At 71.3% G+C, this 15228-nt stretch carries 13 protein-coding genes; 10 read left to right on the top strand and 3 right to left on the bottom strand.

Going from position 1 to position 15228, the window contains the following annotated elements; translation table 11 throughout:
- Positions 1–108: 108 nt before the first annotated feature.
- Positions 109–864 carry a class I SAM-dependent methyltransferase gene (locus tag ACFXPL_RS04630; RefSeq protein ID WP_384912392.1) on the bottom strand — a complete coding sequence of 252 codons (756 nt, stop codon included), beginning with the start codon at positions 862–864 and terminating at the stop codon, positions 109–111.
- Between the two features lie 370 nt (positions 865–1234).
- Between ACFXPL_RS04630 and ACFXPL_RS04625 the strand changes: the two genes are divergently transcribed.
- The 7 genes from ACFXPL_RS04625 to ACFXPL_RS04595 all read left to right on the top strand — a co-directional run bounded on the left by ACFXPL_RS04625 (position 1235) and on the right by ACFXPL_RS04595 (position 11263).
- The gene (locus tag ACFXPL_RS04625) at positions 1235–2461 is read left to right on the top strand and encodes a sensor histidine kinase (RefSeq protein ID WP_384912389.1); all 1227 of its coding nucleotides are present in this window, start codon (positions 1235–1237) and stop codon (positions 2459–2461) included.
- A complete protein-coding gene (locus tag ACFXPL_RS04620; RefSeq protein ID WP_384912386.1) occupies positions 2458–3105 on the top strand; it encodes a response regulator in 648 nt (215 codons plus the stop codon). Before ACFXPL_RS04625 ends, ACFXPL_RS04620 begins: the two co-directional genes overlap by 4 nt.
- Positions 3106–3563: 458 nt before the next feature.
- Positions 3564–7226 (top strand): nitrate reductase subunit alpha, encoded by a 3663-nt coding sequence (locus tag ACFXPL_RS04615; RefSeq protein WP_384912383.1) that lies wholly within the window; start codon positions 3564–3566, stop codon positions 7224–7226.
- Positions 7226–8836: a nitrate reductase subunit beta gene (gene narH, locus ACFXPL_RS04610; RefSeq protein ID WP_384912381.1), complete on the top strand. Its 1611-nt coding sequence runs from the start codon at positions 7226–7228 to the stop codon at positions 8834–8836. Before ACFXPL_RS04615 ends, narH begins: the two co-directional genes overlap by 1 nt.
- Complete coding sequence (gene narJ, locus ACFXPL_RS04605; RefSeq protein WP_384912378.1) at positions 8833–9456, top strand: nitrate reductase molybdenum cofactor assembly chaperone; 624 nt, start codon at positions 8833–8835, stop codon at positions 9454–9456. Before narH ends, narJ begins: the two co-directional genes overlap by 4 nt.
- Positions 9453–10208 carry a respiratory nitrate reductase subunit gamma gene (gene narI / locus ACFXPL_RS04600; protein ID WP_384912375.1) on the top strand — a complete coding sequence of 252 codons (756 nt, stop codon included), beginning with the start codon at positions 9453–9455 and terminating at the stop codon, positions 10206–10208. Before narJ ends, narI begins: the two co-directional genes overlap by 4 nt.
- On the top strand, positions 10205–11263 hold the full coding sequence (locus ACFXPL_RS04595; protein WP_384912372.1) for a tellurite resistance/C4-dicarboxylate transporter family protein: 1059 nt from the start codon (positions 10205–10207) through the stop codon (positions 11261–11263). The genes narI and ACFXPL_RS04595 overlap by 4 nt, the downstream gene beginning before the upstream one ends.
- Here the strand turns inward: ACFXPL_RS04595 and ACFXPL_RS04590 are convergent.
- Positions 11222–11428: a hypothetical protein gene (locus ACFXPL_RS04590; RefSeq protein ID WP_384912369.1), complete on the bottom strand. Its 207-nt coding sequence runs from the start codon at positions 11426–11428 to the stop codon at positions 11222–11224. The genes ACFXPL_RS04595 and ACFXPL_RS04590 overlap by 42 nt on opposite strands.
- 110 nt (positions 11429–11538) lie before the next feature.
- On the bottom strand, positions 11539–12498 hold the full coding sequence (locus ACFXPL_RS04585; protein WP_384912366.1) for a zinc-binding alcohol dehydrogenase family protein: 960 nt from the start codon (positions 12496–12498) through the stop codon (positions 11539–11541).
- Between the two features lie 150 nt (positions 12499–12648).
- Here ACFXPL_RS04585 and ACFXPL_RS04580 point away from each other — a divergent pair, with 150 nt between their 5' ends.
- The 3 genes from ACFXPL_RS04580 to ACFXPL_RS04570 all read left to right on the top strand — a co-directional run bounded on the left by ACFXPL_RS04580 (position 12649) and on the right by ACFXPL_RS04570 (position 15145).
- Positions 12649–13527, top strand: a complete 879-nt coding sequence (locus tag ACFXPL_RS04580) for a helix-turn-helix transcriptional regulator (protein ID WP_384912443.1) — start codon at positions 12649–12651, stop codon at positions 13525–13527.
- A 347-nt stretch (positions 13528–13874) separates the two neighbouring features.
- A complete protein-coding gene (locus ACFXPL_RS04575) occupies positions 13875–14720 on the top strand; it encodes a HipA family kinase (protein ID WP_384912364.1) in 846 nt (281 codons plus the stop codon).
- Entirely contained in the window at positions 14717–15145 is a 429-nt protein-coding gene (locus ACFXPL_RS04570; RefSeq protein WP_384912361.1) for a DUF3037 domain-containing protein, read from the top strand. The genes ACFXPL_RS04575 and ACFXPL_RS04570 overlap by 4 nt, the downstream gene beginning before the upstream one ends.
- Positions 15146–15228: the final 83 nt, after the last annotated feature.

Raw genomic sequence — 15228 nt, 5'->3', positions numbered from 1 at the left:
CGGCTGCGCCGAGGCGACGCCTCACGTCGACGATCGACGACCGTGACCGTACCGCGTGGGACCGGAGACGAGTTGGTTGAGCACCGGACGCCGCCGAAGCCCGGCAGGTCATCGGCCCGGGGCTTGCCACGGCTTGACCGCTCGGGCGGTTGCCCGGGGAAGCGGACGAGGTTTCGCCGCGGGAACGCCGACGTGCCACACGCGTGCCGGGGGCACATTGCCCCACACGGTGCGGCAGTCGGCACCATGGGTCTGCTGGAAGGCTTCGAGGACATGGGTGACGCCGCTGTGCCGGGCCAGGCTCCGGGAGGTGCCCAGCAGCGCGCGGAGGCGGGCGGTGCCCCGATAGCCGAAGTACGTCAGATGGCCGCCGGGCTTGAGCGCGGCCAGATAGCCCGCGAGCAGACCTGACACCTCGTCGGGGGCGAAGTTGGCGAACGGCAGCCCGGAGACGATCACGTCGTAGCGCGCCCGGGGGTCGAGCTCCGCGACCGGCCCGGCGATCAGCGTTACGCGTTCCCCATGGGCCGCCAGCCGCGGATCGGCACGCAGATCGGCCGCGAGCAGACGGGCGAAGCGGGGGTTGGCCTCGACCAGGTCCAGAGTGTCCTCGGGGCCGAGCAGGTCCGCCAGTACCCGCGAGACCGCACCGGTCCCGGCGCCTACCTCCAGCACCGTGCGCGGCTGCCCGGTCCGGTGCGCCAGCGGCGCGGCGAGCGCCTCGGCGAGGTGACGGCTGCTGGGGGTCACGGCCCCGGTCGTACGGAAGGTCCGGAGTGTCTCGGCGAGGAACAGCCGGCGGTCGGCGAGACGGCGGGCCGGGGCGGGTCGGACGGCTGGGGCGCGCGTCGGGGAGAAAACCATGACAGGGACGCTAGGCAGCTCCGGACGCCACGGAATCGGCCGATGTGCGGCGACGGCACCCGACGAAAGTCGGGGGTCGCGATGTCCGTTCGTCGGGGACACGGGGGCAGGTCGTCCCTAGGCTCTGTCTGACGAATAGCGCCGTCCGCCCGTAGGACGGGGCGCGCGGCGTCCGGTGCGCTGCACTCGCTCCGCTCGCTCCGTCTCGGCACACTGGATCCTCCTTCGGATGCCGAGCGCGATCGCGAGGAGGAGGATCGGCACCCTCGATGGCCCGGACGTACGTGGACGACTCCGACAACGCGGCGAGCGTGCGTGCCAGGCGTCGCGTGCCAGGCGGGATTTGTCAGACAGAGCCTAGGATGGCGAGGTGACATCCGGAGCAGAACGCGGGGTGCCGCTGTGGGTTGAGGCGCCGGCGGCGGTGCTGCTCGCCCTCCTGTCCACGCTGGAGGGCTTTCGGGCCGCCGGTGACACCCTGGCCGATCCCGCGCCGTGGGTCGCGGCGGCCGGGTCGGTCGGGGCGCTCGGCCGCCACCGGTTCCCGCGGGTGGCGGCGGGCCTTGCGTTGGCCGCGGTCGTCCTGGGCTCGGTGTTCCCGTTGCTGGTGACTCTGTATCACTTCGCCTCGCGGGGCCGGTTGCGGGCGGTGTGGGTGTGCCTGGGAATCGCGTGCGGCGCCGGGCTGCCCTGGCTGGCTCTCGCGCCGGCGCTGGGACGCCCGCTCTCCTGGGAACGGCTGAGCACCTGGACCGGCTCCGGCGTCGGCAATGCCGTACTGGTGGCCCTGGCACTGGCCCTCGGTATGTGGGCGGGCAGCCGGCGCAAGCTGCTCGGCGCGCTGCGGGACCAGGTGGAACAACTGCGGGTGGAGCGCGAACTCCGGTCTGAGCAGGCACGGTTGGCGGAGCGGGCCCGGATCGCCCGGGAGATGCACGACGTGCTCGCCCACCGGCTGAGCCTGCTGATGCTGCACGCCGGAGTGCTTCAGTTGCGCGAGGAAGGGATGTCCCCGGCCGGCCTGGAGCGATTGGCTCTGTTGCGCGGCACGGCCGGGCGGGCGCTGGACGATCTGCGCGAGGTGCTGGGGGCGCTGCGGTCCGACCGGCCCGACGAGGCCGAGGGCGCGATACCTGTTCCGGCGCCGGCTCTGCGGGACCTGGAAGAGTTGCTGACCGAGGCCAGGGCCGCCGGTCAGGTGATCGATTCGGTGGTGTCCGGTGAGGTGGAGAGCGCGTCCACCAGCCACCGGCTGGCGGTCCACCGCCTCGTACGGGAGGCTCTGACCAATGCCCGCAGACATGCCCATGACGCACCCGTCGTGGTCAGCGTGCACTACGGGCCACCGGCCACCATGGTGGAAGTGGTCAACGGGCCCGTTGACCGCATCGGAGGCATCGGAGGCATCGGAGGTAGCGGACACTCCGCGGCCTCCGAAGATTCCACGGTGCCGGGCGGTTACGGCCTGATCGGTCTGGCGGAGCGGGTCGCGGCGCTCGGCGGCCATCTGCACGCCGGTGCCTCCGGTGACGGTTGGCGGCTCTCCGCCCGGTTGCCCGCGCCTTCGTCCGTCCCCCCGTCGGCGTCGGTCTCATGATCAATGTTCTGGTGGTCGACGACGACGCCTTGGTCCGACTAGGTCTCGTCGACCTGCTGTCCACCGACCCGGGGCTCACCGTCGTCGCCGAGGCGTCGGACGGCCTGGCCGCGGTCGAACAGGCGAGCCTGCACCGGGTCGACATCGCCCTGGTCGACGTGCGGATGCCCCGCATGGACGGCATCACCGCGACCCGACGGCTGCGCGCGCTCCCCAACCCACCGCGGGTGATCACCCTGACCACCTTCGACCTGGACGAGTACGTCTACGACGCGCTCGCCGCCGGTGCCGACGGTTTTCTCCTCAAGGACACCGAACCGCGCGAGATCATCCGCGCGGTCCACGTGGTGGCGGACGGTCACGGCATGCTGCATCCGGCCGCCGCCCGTCACCTGATCGACCACTTCCACCGCGCGGCCCGCCCCGAGGCGCTGGAAGCACGCGCCCGCGTCAAGGGACTGACGCCCCGTGAGACGGATGTCCTCGCACGGCTCGCACAAGGCGATTCCAACGCGGAGATCGCGACGGCGCTGGGGATGCGCGAGAGCACCGTGAAGGCACACGTCAGCCGGATCCTCAACGCCTTGGGCTCCGGCAATCGCGTCCAGGCCGCCCTGCTGGCCCGCGACGCGGGGCTTGAGTGATCAACAGGCCCCACGGGACGGGCTCCGCTCAAGCGGAGCGTGGCCCTGGTCGGCGGGTTGCCACCCTGGTGGGCCGGGCTGCCACACCGCCCGTTCACAGTCATACGGCTCACGGAAATGGAACCGCCGTTCCCCCGGGGAAGCCGGAGGCGACCATTTCGCGTTGGGCCGTCGGTCGAATTGAGATCCGAACACATCGTCCGTAAACCGGGCGGCAACTATTTCTTTCCAAGCGGCGAATTCACCTCAGGTCGCCGCGCGGTCATATTTTGCACGGTCTCCGCTTTCACCCTCCATCAACCATTGCAAAGGGCAAGAAAAATAAGTTCTAGGAACATCCAAGTGGGCGGAAAGCGATCCACGCCGCGACTCCGGCAGGCGCACTCTGTACTCCGTTCACCCAGGTCCGCACCGGACGGCGTGTTCCGGTGCGGCGTTCCCCGAGGGGAGTCCGTGGAATGGTGCGTGGCAGGGCGAAAGCGGAGCGCCTGGCGATGGAAGCGTCCGAACGGCTGTTGTCGGCCGGTCGATTGCTGTCGCGGGCGCCGACGACACCGGAGGGGCGAGCGGTCATCCGTACGACCCAGACGGTCAATGACGCGCCGTATCGGGAGCGTTGGGCGCACGACAAGGTGGTGCGCTCCACGCATGGGGTGAACTGCACCGGCTCCTGCTCGTGGCAGGTGTATGTGAAGGACGGGCTGATCACGTGGGAGACCCAGGCGACGGACTATCCGTCGGCGGGGGCCGACCGGCCGGACTACGAACCTCGCGGATGCCCGCGCGGTGCGTCCTTCTCCTGGTACACCTATTCACCCACACGCGTGCGCTATCCACACGCCCGCGGAGTGCTCGTCGAAATGTTTCGTGCCGCAAAGCGACGTCATGACGGGGACCCGGTGGCGGCCTGGGCGGAGATTACGTCCGATGCCGGAATGCGCCGTCGCTATCAGTCCGCCCGGGGCAAGGGCGGACTGGTCCGGGTGGGGTGGGACGAGGCGCTGGAAATCGCCGCGGCGGCCCATGTCCACACCCTTCAGGAACACGGTCCGGACCGGATCGCGGGGTTCTCCCCGATCCCGGCGATGTCGATGGCCTCGCACGCCGTCGGCGCGCGCTTCATGTCGCTGATCGGCGCGCCGATGCTGTCGTTCTACGACTGGTACGCGGACCTGCCGATCGCCTCGCCGCAGGTCTTCGGCGACCAGACGGACGTACCGGAGTCCGGGGACTGGTGGGACGCGGCGTATCTGATGCTGTGGGGCTCGAACGTGCCGGTGACCCGGACGCCGGACGCGCACTGGATGGCGGAGGCCCGTTACCGGGGCCAGAAGGTGGTGGTCGTCTCCCCGGACTTCGCGGACGCCACGAAGTTCGCCGACGAGTGGCTGCACCCGCATCCGGGCACGGACGGCGCCCTGGCCATGGCGATGGGCCACGTCATCCTGCGTGAGTGCTTCGTCCAGCGGCAGGTGCCGTACTTCACCGACTACGTGAAGCGGTTCACCGACCTGCCGTTCCTCGTCGCTCTGGAGGAGAAGGAAGCCGGTACGCACACACCCGGAGCCTTCGTGCGGGCCCAGGACCTGGACCTGGAGAGGGGAGCCGGAGCCCGGGCGCGGCGCTGGATGCCGGTCCTCATGGATACGGAGTCCTGGGAGCCTGCCGTGCCCAACGGGACGCTCGGCGACCGGTGGGACAAGGAGAGGGAGGGGCGGTGGAATCTCGACCTCGGCGGTCTGGAACCGGCGCTGACGCTCCACAGCCATCCCGAAGCCACGGCGGCGACGGTGGTGCTGCCGCGCTTCGACGAGGAGGGCGCGGTGCTGCGCCGCGAGGTTCCCGCCGTGCGGGTGGGCGGGCACCTGGTGACGACGGTCTTCGACCTGATGCTGGCGCAGTACGGGGTGGGGCGTGCGGGACTGGGCGGTGAGTGGCCCGCCTCGTACGACGACGCGTCGACGCCCTGCACTCCCGCCTGGCAGGAGGCGATCACCTCGGTGCCCGCGGGGGCGGTGGTGCGTGCGGCGCGGGAGTTCGCGCGCACAGCGGAGCAGACCAAGGGCCGCTGCATGATCGTGATGGGGGCGGGGACGAACCACTGGTTCCACTCCGACACGATCTACCGCTCGTTCCTCTCCCTGCTGTTGCTCACCGGCTGCCAGGGCGTCAACGGCGGCGGCTGGGCCCACTACGTGGGGCAGGAGAAGGTACGCCCGTACGCGGGATGGCAGCAGTTGGCCACGGCCTCGGACTGGGCGCGCCCGTCGCGGCAGATGGCCGGCACACCGTACTGGTACCTCCACACCGATCAGTGGCGTTACGAGAAGTTCACCGCCGACACCCTCGCCGCCCCGACCGCGCCGGGTGGACTGGCCGGGCTGCACACCGCGGACCTGGTGGCGCGCTCGGCCCGGCAGGGCTGGATGCCGTCCTACCCGACCTTCGGCGCCAACCCGCTGGAGCTGGGGCGGCGGGCCCGCGAGGCGGACGGGGACGTGGGGCGGTGGGTGGCCGGCGAGCGGGACGCGGGGCGCCTGACGTACGCCGCCGAGGATCCGGACGATCCCGCGAACTGGCCGCGTGTGCTGACGGTGTGGCGGGCCAACCTGATCGGGTCGTCGGCCAAGGGCAACGAGTACTTCCTGCGGCACCTGCTGGGCGCCGCCGACAACGCGAGCGCCCAGGAGGCCGCGCCCGCCGACCGGCCGAAGGAGGTGGCCTGGCGGGAGGAGGCGCCGCGCGGGAAGCTGGACCTGCTGCTCAGCCTGGACTTCCGGATGACGTCCACGACGCTGTTCTCGGACCTCGTGCTGCCCGCCGCCACCTGGTACGAGAAGCACGACCTGTCCAGCACGGACATGCACCCCTATGTGCACGCCTTCTCGCCGGCCATCGACCCGCCGTGGCAGGCCCGTACCGACTTCGAGATCTTCCACGGCCTCGCTGCCGAGGTCAGCCGGCTGGCGAAGGGCCGCCTGGGGATCGCGCACGACCTGGTGGCCACACCGCTGCTGCACGACACCCCCGGGGAGGCGCCGCCGGAGGGGCCCACCGGGCCGCGGTTCACCCTGGTGGAGCGCGACTACACCGCGATCGCGGACAAGCTCGCCGCGTACGGCCCGCTGCCCGACGAACTGGGCATGACGGTCAAGGGAGTCACCGTTCAGCCCGACGCGGAGCGCCAGTGGCTGGCCGCCCGGTGCGGCACGGCTGCCCAGGGAGCCGCAGCGGGACGCCCACTCCTCGACACGGACATCAAGCTGTGTGAGGCGATCCTCGCCCTGTCCGGGACCACCAACGGCCGGATCGCCGCGGAGGGATTCCATCGGCTCGCCGAGCGGTGCGGTCCCGGATCCGGCCTGGACGAGCTCGCCGCGCACGTCGCCGCACGCCGCGTGGAGTTCTCCGACACCCAGGCCCGGCCGGTCCCGGTCGGCGCCAGCTTCGAGTGGTCCGGCAAGGAGGGCCACGACCGGCGCTACGCCCCGTTCACCATCAACACGGAGCACCGCAAGCCCTGGCACACCCTCACCGGCCGCCAGCACTTCTACCTCGACCACGAGTGGATCGTCGAGTACGGCGAGCAACTCCCTGTCTACCGGCCGCCGTTGAACCTCGCCGCCCTCGGTGAACAGCCGGTCCCCGGCAACGGCCCGGACCGGTCGGTGACTGTGCGCTACCTCACGCCTCACTCCAAGTGGTCCATCCACTCCGAGTACCAGGAGAACCTGCTGATGCAGACCCTGGCCCGCGGCGGACCGGCCATCTGGCTCAGCGTCCAGGACGCCGAAGCGGTCGGTGTCGCGGACAACGACTGGATCGAGGCGCAGAACGCCAACGGCGTCGTGGTCGCCCGCGCGATCGTCTCCCACCGCATGCCGCCCGGCACGGTCTTCATGTACCACGTGCAGGAACGTCTGGTGAACGTGCCGAAGTCGGAGGCCTCCGGGCGACGCGGCGGCGTCCACAACGCCCTCACCAAGCTGCTGATCAAACCCACCCATCTCATCGGCGGGTACGCCCAGCTGTCGTTCGCCCCCAACTACTACGGCCCCACCGGCAACCAGCGCGACGCGGTCACCGTCATCCGCCGTCGCAAGCAGGAGGTTGAGTACTGATGCGCGTCATGGCACAGGTGGCGATGGTCATGAACCTCGACAAGTGCATCGGCTGTCACACCTGCTCGGTCACCTGCAAGCAGACCTGGACCAACCGGACCGGCACCGAGTACGTGTGGTTCAACAACGTCGAGACCCGCCCCGGCCAGGGCTACCCCCGCGGCTACCAGGACCAGGACAAATGGCAGGGCGGCTGGCGGCTCAAACACGGCCGCCTCGTCCCGCGCGCCGGTGGTCGCGCCCGCCGCCTGGCCCGCCTGTTCGCCAACCCCGAACTGCCCACCCTGGACGACTACTACCAGCCCTGGACGTACGACTACGACAACCTGCTGTCCGCCCCGCTCGGCGACGACGTGCCCACCGCCCCGCCGCGCTCCCTGATCGACGGCCGCCCCACCCAGGTCACCTGGGGCCCCAACTGGGACGACGACCTCGGCGGCGGCCCCGACCACATCGCCGGCGACCCGGTGCTGCGCAAAATGAACGAGAAGGTGCGCCTGGAGTACGAGCAGGCGTTCATGTTCTACCTGCCGCGCATCTGCGAGCACTGCCTCAACCCGTCGTGCGTCGCCGTCTGCCCCTCGGGCGCGCTGTACAAGCGGATCGAGGACGGCATCGTCCTGGTCGACCAGGACCGCTGCCGCGGCTGGCGGATGTGCGTCAGCGGCTGCCCGTACAAGAAGGTCTACTTCAACCACACCACCGGCAAGGCCGAGAAGTGCACCTTCTGCTACCCGCGCATCGAGGCGGGCGAGCCGACCGTCTGCTCCGAGACCTGCGTCGGCCGCCTGCGCTACCTCGGCGTCATGCTGTACGACGCCGACCGGATCGGGGAGGCCGCATCCGTAGAGGACGCACAGGACCTGTACCAGGCCCAGCTGGACTGCTTCCTCGACCCCGACGACCCCGGGGTGGCGGCGGCCGCCGAAGCGTCCGGTATCCCGCACGACTGGATCACCGCGGCCCGCCGCTCCCCGGTGTACGACCTCATCCACCGCTACCGGGTCGCCCTGCCGCTGCACCCGGAGTACCGCACCATGCCCATGGTCTGGTACATCCCACCGCTCTCCCCGGTCGTCGAGACGCTCACCGCCACCGGACACGACGGCGAGGACCCCGCCAAACTCTTCGCCGCCATCGACTCCCTGCGCATCCCGCTCGCCTACCTCGCCGAACTGTTCACCGCCGGCGACACCGCACCGGTCGAGGCGGCCCTGTGCCGTCTGGCCGCCATGCGCACCTACATGCGGCGCGTCAACCTCGGGGAGGAGAAAGACCCCTCCATCGCCCGCGCCGTCGGCATGGCGCCGCGGGAGATCGAGGCCATGTTCCGTCTCCTCGCCCTCGCCAAGTACGACGAGCGGTACGTCATCCCCACCAGCTACACCACCCCGGCACCGGGCGATGACCCCGGCGGATGCAGCCTGGACGGCGCGGGCGGCCCCGGCATGTACGACGCGGACACCTTCCACGCCCCGCTGATCGCCGACGCACCACCGCCGGCCGAGCACGCGGGAGCCTCCCTGCGGGACCGCGTCAACCTCCTCAACTGGAACGGCCGGGGCCGCCCCGACGGCCTCTTCCCGCGCGGCAAGGAGAAGAAGGCGTGAACGACACCGCCCCGCTGATCCACCAGGCGGCCTCCCTGCTGCTGCTCCACCCCGACGAAGCCTGGCCCGACCGACTGGCCTTGGTCACCACGGAGCTGAAAGAACAGCCAGGCGCCGAAGCCGGTCTGCTGCGCGCGTTCTGCGAGGCCGTCTCCGGTGCCCCGGTCCTCGAACTGTCCGCCCGCTACATCACCACCTTCGACCGCAGCCGCCGCCGCACCCTCCACCTCACCTACTACACCGACGGTGACACCCGCCGACGAGGCCAGTCCCTGCTGAGCTGGCGGCAGCTCTACCTCACCCACGGCTGGCAGCCGCCTGCCGACGAACTCCCCGATTTCCTGCCGCTGGTTCTGGAGTTCGCCGCCCGCTGCCCCCGGCCCGGCCAGGACGCCCTCCAGGGCCACCGCGCCGGACTCGAACTGCTCCGCCTCGCCCTGCGCGACCACAAGAGCCCCTACGCCGACCTCCTCGAAGCCGTCTGCCGCACCCTGCCCGGCGCCTCGCCCGCGAACCGGGCCGCCGCCCTGCGCCTGGCCCGCTCCGGCCCGCCCACCGAAACCGTCGGCCTCCTGCCCTTCCCCCAGCTCGCCCCGCACCTTCAGGAGGCTCCCCGGTGAACCACCTGCACATCGCGCTGTGGGGCGTTCTGCCCTACCTCACCGCCACCCTCATGATCGCCGGCACCGCGTGGCGCTACCGCTACGACCGATTCGGCTTCACCACCCGCTCCAGCCAACTCCACGAGAGCCGCCTGCTGAGCACCGGCGGCCCGCTCTTCCACTACGGCCTGCTCCTCGTGTTCGCCGGCCACGTCATCGGCCTGCTCATCCCCGAATCCCTCACCGAACGCGCCCACATCCCCGAGTGGCTCTACCACGCCAACGCGGTCCTCGTCGGTGGCGCCGCCGGCCTCGCCACCCTCACCGGCCTGGCGATCCTCCTCCACCGTCGCCTGCGCGTCCCCGCCGTCCGCGCCGCGACCAGCCGCAGCGACCGCGCCGTCTACCCCGTACTCGCCGCCGTCCTGCTCGCCGGACTCGCCGCGACGGCCACCACCCTCCAACCCCACCCCTACGACTACCGCCTGGGCGTCTCCCTCTGGTTCCGCTCCCTGCTCACCCTGGACCCGGACATCCCCGCCATGGCCCACGCCCCGCTCGCCTACCAGGTCCACGCGCTGCTCGCCATGACCCTGTTCGCCCTGTGGCCCTTCAGCCGCCTCGTCCACGCCTTCACCGCACCCGTCGGCTATCTCGTACGCCCCTACGTCGTCTACCGGTCCCGCGGGGCACGAACGGCAACGGCCGCCCGTGACTCCCGGCCCTGCCCGGCGCGAAAATCGCCCCCGAACACGGTCACCCGCCGGTGACCCGCCTCGCACTGACCGAACGGTGCCGGGACCTGCCGCCCGCGTGCTTCGCCCCCGTCATGGCCACCGGCATCGTCGCGCGCGCCCTGAACGAGGCCCACGCCGTGACCGTGGCCGAAGCCCTGCTCATCACCGCCGCGTCGCTCCACACCGTCCTGCTCGCGGGGCTCACCGTCAAGGCCGTCCGGCACTCGGCCCACCTGATGGCAGAACTACGCGACCCCACACGCCTGTTCGGACACTTCACCCTTGTCGCCGCCTGCGGAGTCCTGGCAACACGCCTCGGGACGGGCCCGCTGCGCGCCGTCGCGTACGGCCTGGTCTCCCTGGCGGCCACCACGTGGGTCGTCTTCATGGCCTACGCCTGCGCCGGGCTCCGCCGCGCGTTCCGGCCGGCGCTGCGGCATGCGGACGGCACCTGGTTCCTGGCAGCGGTGGGGCTGCAATCGATCAGCCTCGCCCTCACGGCCCTGGGCCCCCGCCCCCTCCAGATCGCCGTCGCGTTCGCCCTCTGGACAGGCGGGGTCTTCCTCTACCTGGCGACTCTCGCCGTGGTGGCATGGCGTCTGTGGTGCCACCCGCCCGGCCCGCACCTGCTGACACCCGCCTACTGGGTCACCATGGGAGCCGCCGCGATCAGCACACTCAGCGGCACCCAACTGGCAGCCCACGGGGAGGCACTACCCGGCTCGGCGGCCCGGCTCGTCACCTCCACGGTGAGCGCGCTCTGGTGCTGGGCCACCCTCCTCATCCCGCCGCTGACCGCCGCCGGAGTCTGGCGTCATCTGCGTCATCGCGTCCGCGCCGGCCACGAACTCGCCCTGTGGTGCGTCGTCTTCCCGCTCGGCATGTACGCCACGGCCACCGCCCGGCTCGCCGAGGTGGAGGGAATCACCGTGCTGTCCGCCGCGGTCCCACCCCTGGCCTGGACCGCGGCGACAGCCTGGACCGCGGTCACCGCATGCCGCCTCCGCACCCGACACCACGCCGGCCGGGCGCGGCGCGGGGACGGCTCAGTCCGGACCGCCCCGGAACTCCAACGCCACACCGGGTAGCGCCACGGACCGTTCGCCCTCCGCCTCCAACAGCGCCCGAAGACCGAGAAGCAACCCCTCGGCCGGTGTCGAGGCGTCGTCGGCGTTGTAGCCGAGCAGGGCCCAGTGGGGGTCCTGGAGGAGGCTGAACAGCCGGGTGGGGAGGCCGCCCGCGCCGGTGAACACCCCTTGGCCGCGGGGCTGGACGCCCTTGCCGCGGGAACCGGTGAACGGCTGCGGCGCCCTGTCGATCAGCGGGAAGGGGGCGTTTCTGCGGGCGAGGCCGATGGCCAGGGTCAGAGGGAGCTGCGCGGCACCGTCACCACGTGCTTGCCCACGACGCCGCCGCGCTCGAACGCCTCGTGCGCCGCGGCGATGTCCGCGAGCGGATACACGCTGTCGATCACCGGGCGCAGCGCACCCGACGTGACCTGGTCGGCCACATCGCGCAGCACGGGGGTTCCGGGGTTCGCGCTGAAGGTGCGGATGCGGCGGGAGCCGTGCACGCTCGACGCGGCGATCGCGGCCAGGGCCGACGCGGACAGCCCGACAGTGACCATCCGGCCGCCCTTGGCCAACCTGCTTCGGTAGCAGTGCAGTTCCGTACCGGCGGTGTCGACGATGACGTCGAACGGCCCGATCCGCTCCGAGGTGGTGGAGCGGTAGTCCAGGACCTCGTCGGCACCGAGGTCGGTGAGGATCTCGGCGTGGCGGTCGCGGGCCATCGCGGTGACGTGGCCGCCCATGGCATGCGCCAACTGCACGGCGGCCGTGCCGACTCCGCCGGCCGCGCCCCGGACCAGGACCCGTTCCCCGCTCGCGAGGCGCACGCTGTCGCGTAGCGCGATCAGCGCCGTGGAACCCGTGACGACCAGGGCCGCCGCCTCGGCCGACGACAGGTCCGCCGGGGCATGCGCGAGGCGGTCCGCGGGGACCACGACGTACTCCGCCGCCCCGGCGACGGAGTGCCGCTGCCGGGGATGCACCGTGCCCCACACCCGGTCCCCGGCCCGGTAGCCCTCGACACCGGCGCCGATCGCGGCGACGGTGCCCGCGAAGTCCAGTCCCACACCGATCGGGAACCGGCGTCCCGACACCATCTTCAGCTCCCCCGCCCGGACGATCACGTCGTGTCCGTTCACGCTGGACGCCTCGACCGCGACCCGTACCTCACCCGCGCCGGGAGCGGGACGATCCACGTCATTGATCCGCAGTACGTCCGCCGTACCGAAACTCATGATCTGAACGGCCTTCATGTCGCTGTCCTTCCGTGACCTGCTGTGGTGCTCCGATGCTGGACCCCGCACGCGGCATCACGGTCGTACTCCTTTTCCTGGGTCCGGCGGACCCACCCTCGCGAGCCGCGCCGACGGCATACTGACGCCGTGACCGACTCCTCCCACGCCATGAGCGACGATCCCCGACGGGAACTCGCCGAGTTCCTGCGAACCCGCCGAACCCGGCTGCGGCCACAGGACGTCGGCTTGGAGCCCGGCCCGCGGCGGCGCGTCGCCGGGCTGCGGCGGGAGGAACTGGCGCTGCTGGCCGGGGTGAGCACGGACTACTACCAGCGCATGGAGCAGGGACGCGACGTACGCCCCTCCGAACAGGTCCTGGACGCTCTCGCGCGCGCCCTCGACTTCTCCGCCGAGGAGACCCGCCACCTGCACAGCCTCGCCGCCGCCGCACGCGTCCCGGCCCGTCCGCCGCGTTCGTACGAGCCGGAGGAGGTTCCGGACACCACGCTGCGACTGCTGCGCACCATGACCTCGCCCGCGCTGGTCGTCGGCCGTTTCCTGGACGTGCTGGCCTGGAACCCGCTCGGCGGCGCCCTGCTGGGGGAGTTCACCCGGCAGCCGCAGAGGGAGCGCAACCTGCTGGCGCTGTTCCTGCGCCCCGAGGCCGACCGGACGTGCCCGAACCGTGCGGCCACCGTCGCGGAGCTGATCGGAATGCTGCGAACACAGGTCGCCGCCGACCCGGGACATCCGCGCGCGGTCGAGCTGGTGGGTGAACTCGCTGCCCGAAGTGACGAGTTCGCCGCGCTGTGGGCCCTCCACGACGTGGAGGAACCGACCCGCGGCCATATGAGCCTCAACCACCCCCAGGTCGGCGAACTGAACCTGGACTGGGACGCCTATCCGATACCGGGCGACCTCGGCCCCGCGCTCATGGTCTGCACCGCCTCCGAAGGCAGCCCCGCCGCCGAACGGCTCCAACGGCTGGCTGTTCTGTCCAGGGAGGCCGGTGACGGATTCCACGGCGGGGTGATCTTGAACGAGTGAGGGGCTTCCGGATCCGGTGTGGATCGCGACATCCGCACGAACGGTCAGAAGGCCCTCACCATGCCTCGATGCCGTGGGAGGCCGGGGAGTCCGTCGTCACCTTGGCGTGGTGGCTCGGGCACCCCTCGCCCGCGATCACACTCGGTTACTATGCTCACTTCATACCGGAGGCTGGAAGCAGGGTGCGTACCGTCGGCGATGGACTGCTGCTCGGGGAGCGGGGAGGACCGCCTGCCGGTCGGAACTCCCCAGTTCTCCCCAGGGCCGTCGAGGGACGATTTCCGCTGCTGCACCCTTCTGTGAATGACTGTGGATTGCAAGGCTGAAGAGACAGGTAGCCTGGGAAAATGCTGAATCAGGTCATCGCGACCCGCTACATCACGCCCCTGCGTGAGGGTGGTTCGCTGCCGGGGCTCGTCGAGGCCGACGATCTCGGCACGTACGTCATGAAGTTCACCGGAGCGGGGCAGGGCCGCAAGACGCTCGTCGCGGAGGTCATCTGCGGGCAGCTCGCGCGCAGGCTGGGGCTGCCCATTCCCGAGCTGGTGGCGATGGAACTCGACCCGGTCATCGGGCTCTCGGAGCCCGATCAGGAGGTGCAGGAGCTGCTGAAGGCCAGCGGTGGGCTGAACCTCGGGATGGACTATCTGCCGGGGTCCATCGGCTTCGATCCGCTGGCGTACGAGGTGAGCCCCGAGGAGGCGGGCCGGATCGTCTGGTTCGACGCCGTCATCAACAACGTCGACCGCTCCTGGCGCAACCCCAACCTGCTGGTCTGGCACGGGGATCTGTGGCTCATCGACCACGGGGCCACCATGATCTGGCACCACAACTGGCCGGGCGCCCAGGCGTCCGCCGCCAAGCCGTACAACGCCTCCGACCACGCGCTCGCGCCCTTCGCCCCCGATGTCGCCTCCGCCGCCGAACAGCTCGCGCCGCTGGTCACGGAGGAGTTGCTGACCGAGGTCACCGCCGACGTACCGGAGGAGTGGCTGGCCGACGAGCCCGGCTTCGACTCCACCGACGCGCTGCGCCGCGCGTACGTGGCGCCGCTGCTGGAGCGCGCCGCGACGATCCACCGGCGCGTCACCCTCGACGCGCCGAGCGCCGAGCGGCCCTCGCGCGCGCCGGGGTGGCTGGCCGACCGGCTGGCCCCGCAGGGTGCGCGGAGCGGGAAGGGCGGCGCCCAGTGAGCACGAGGGACTTCACCGCGCCCACGTACGTCAAGAACGTCAAGGGCGAGAAGGACACGTACGAGTACGCGCTGCTGCGGGTCGTACCGCGCGTCGAGCGCGGCGAGTGCTTCAACGCCGGGGTGCTGGTCTACTGCCGTGCGCGGTCCTACGTCGGCGCGCTCACCCACCTCGACGAGGCCAAGCTGTCCGCCCTCGACCCACGGGCGGACCTCGCGGGGGTACGGGCGGCGCTGCGCGCGGTCGAGGGCGTCTGTGCGGGCGGTGACGCGGCCGGACAGGCCGCCTCGGACGACGCGGGCCGGCGCTTCCGCTGGCTGATCGCGCCACGCTCGACCGTCGTACAGCCGGGGCCTGTCCACACGGGGCTGACGGCTGATCCGCGGGCCGAGGCGGAACGGCTGCTGCGCCTTCTCGTCCTGTGAGTTCCTGGCGTCCGTTCCCGCTCCTCCTCGGCCCTTTCCGCCGTTTCGAGCCGGCCGATCGCGCCACCGGTGTCGTCGGCCGG

It is taken from the genome of Streptomyces sp. NPDC059092, from assembly GCF_042756365.1.
Taxonomy (GTDB): domain Bacteria; phylum Actinomycetota; class Actinomycetes; order Streptomycetales; family Streptomycetaceae; genus Streptomyces.
Note: the sequence above shows the minus strand (reverse complement) of the source record. Positions and strands in the feature narration are given on the sequence as shown.

Coding starts and splice junctions, on each gene's coding strand:
- ACFXPL_RS04630 (WP_384912392.1), bottom strand. CDS start 864: ATGGTTTTCTCCCCGACGCGCGCCCCAGCCGTCCGACCCGCCCCGGCC.
- ACFXPL_RS04620 (WP_384912386.1), top strand. CDS start 2,458: ATGATCAATGTTCTGGTGGTCGACGACGACGCCTTGGTCCGACTAGGT.
- ACFXPL_RS04615 (WP_384912383.1), top strand. CDS start 3,564: ATGGTGCGTGGCAGGGCGAAAGCGGAGCGCCTGGCGATGGAAGCGTCC.
- narH (WP_384912381.1), top strand. CDS start 7,226: ATGCGCGTCATGGCACAGGTGGCGATGGTCATGAACCTCGACAAGTGC.
- ACFXPL_RS04585 (WP_384912366.1), bottom strand. CDS start 12,498: ATGAAGGCCGTTCAGATCATGAGTTTCGGTACGGCGGACGTACTGCGG.
- ACFXPL_RS04580 (WP_384912443.1), top strand. CDS start 12,649: ATGAGCGACGATCCCCGACGGGAACTCGCCGAGTTCCTGCGAACCCGC.
- ACFXPL_RS04575 (WP_384912364.1), top strand. CDS start 13,875: ATGCTGAATCAGGTCATCGCGACCCGCTACATCACGCCCCTGCGTGAG.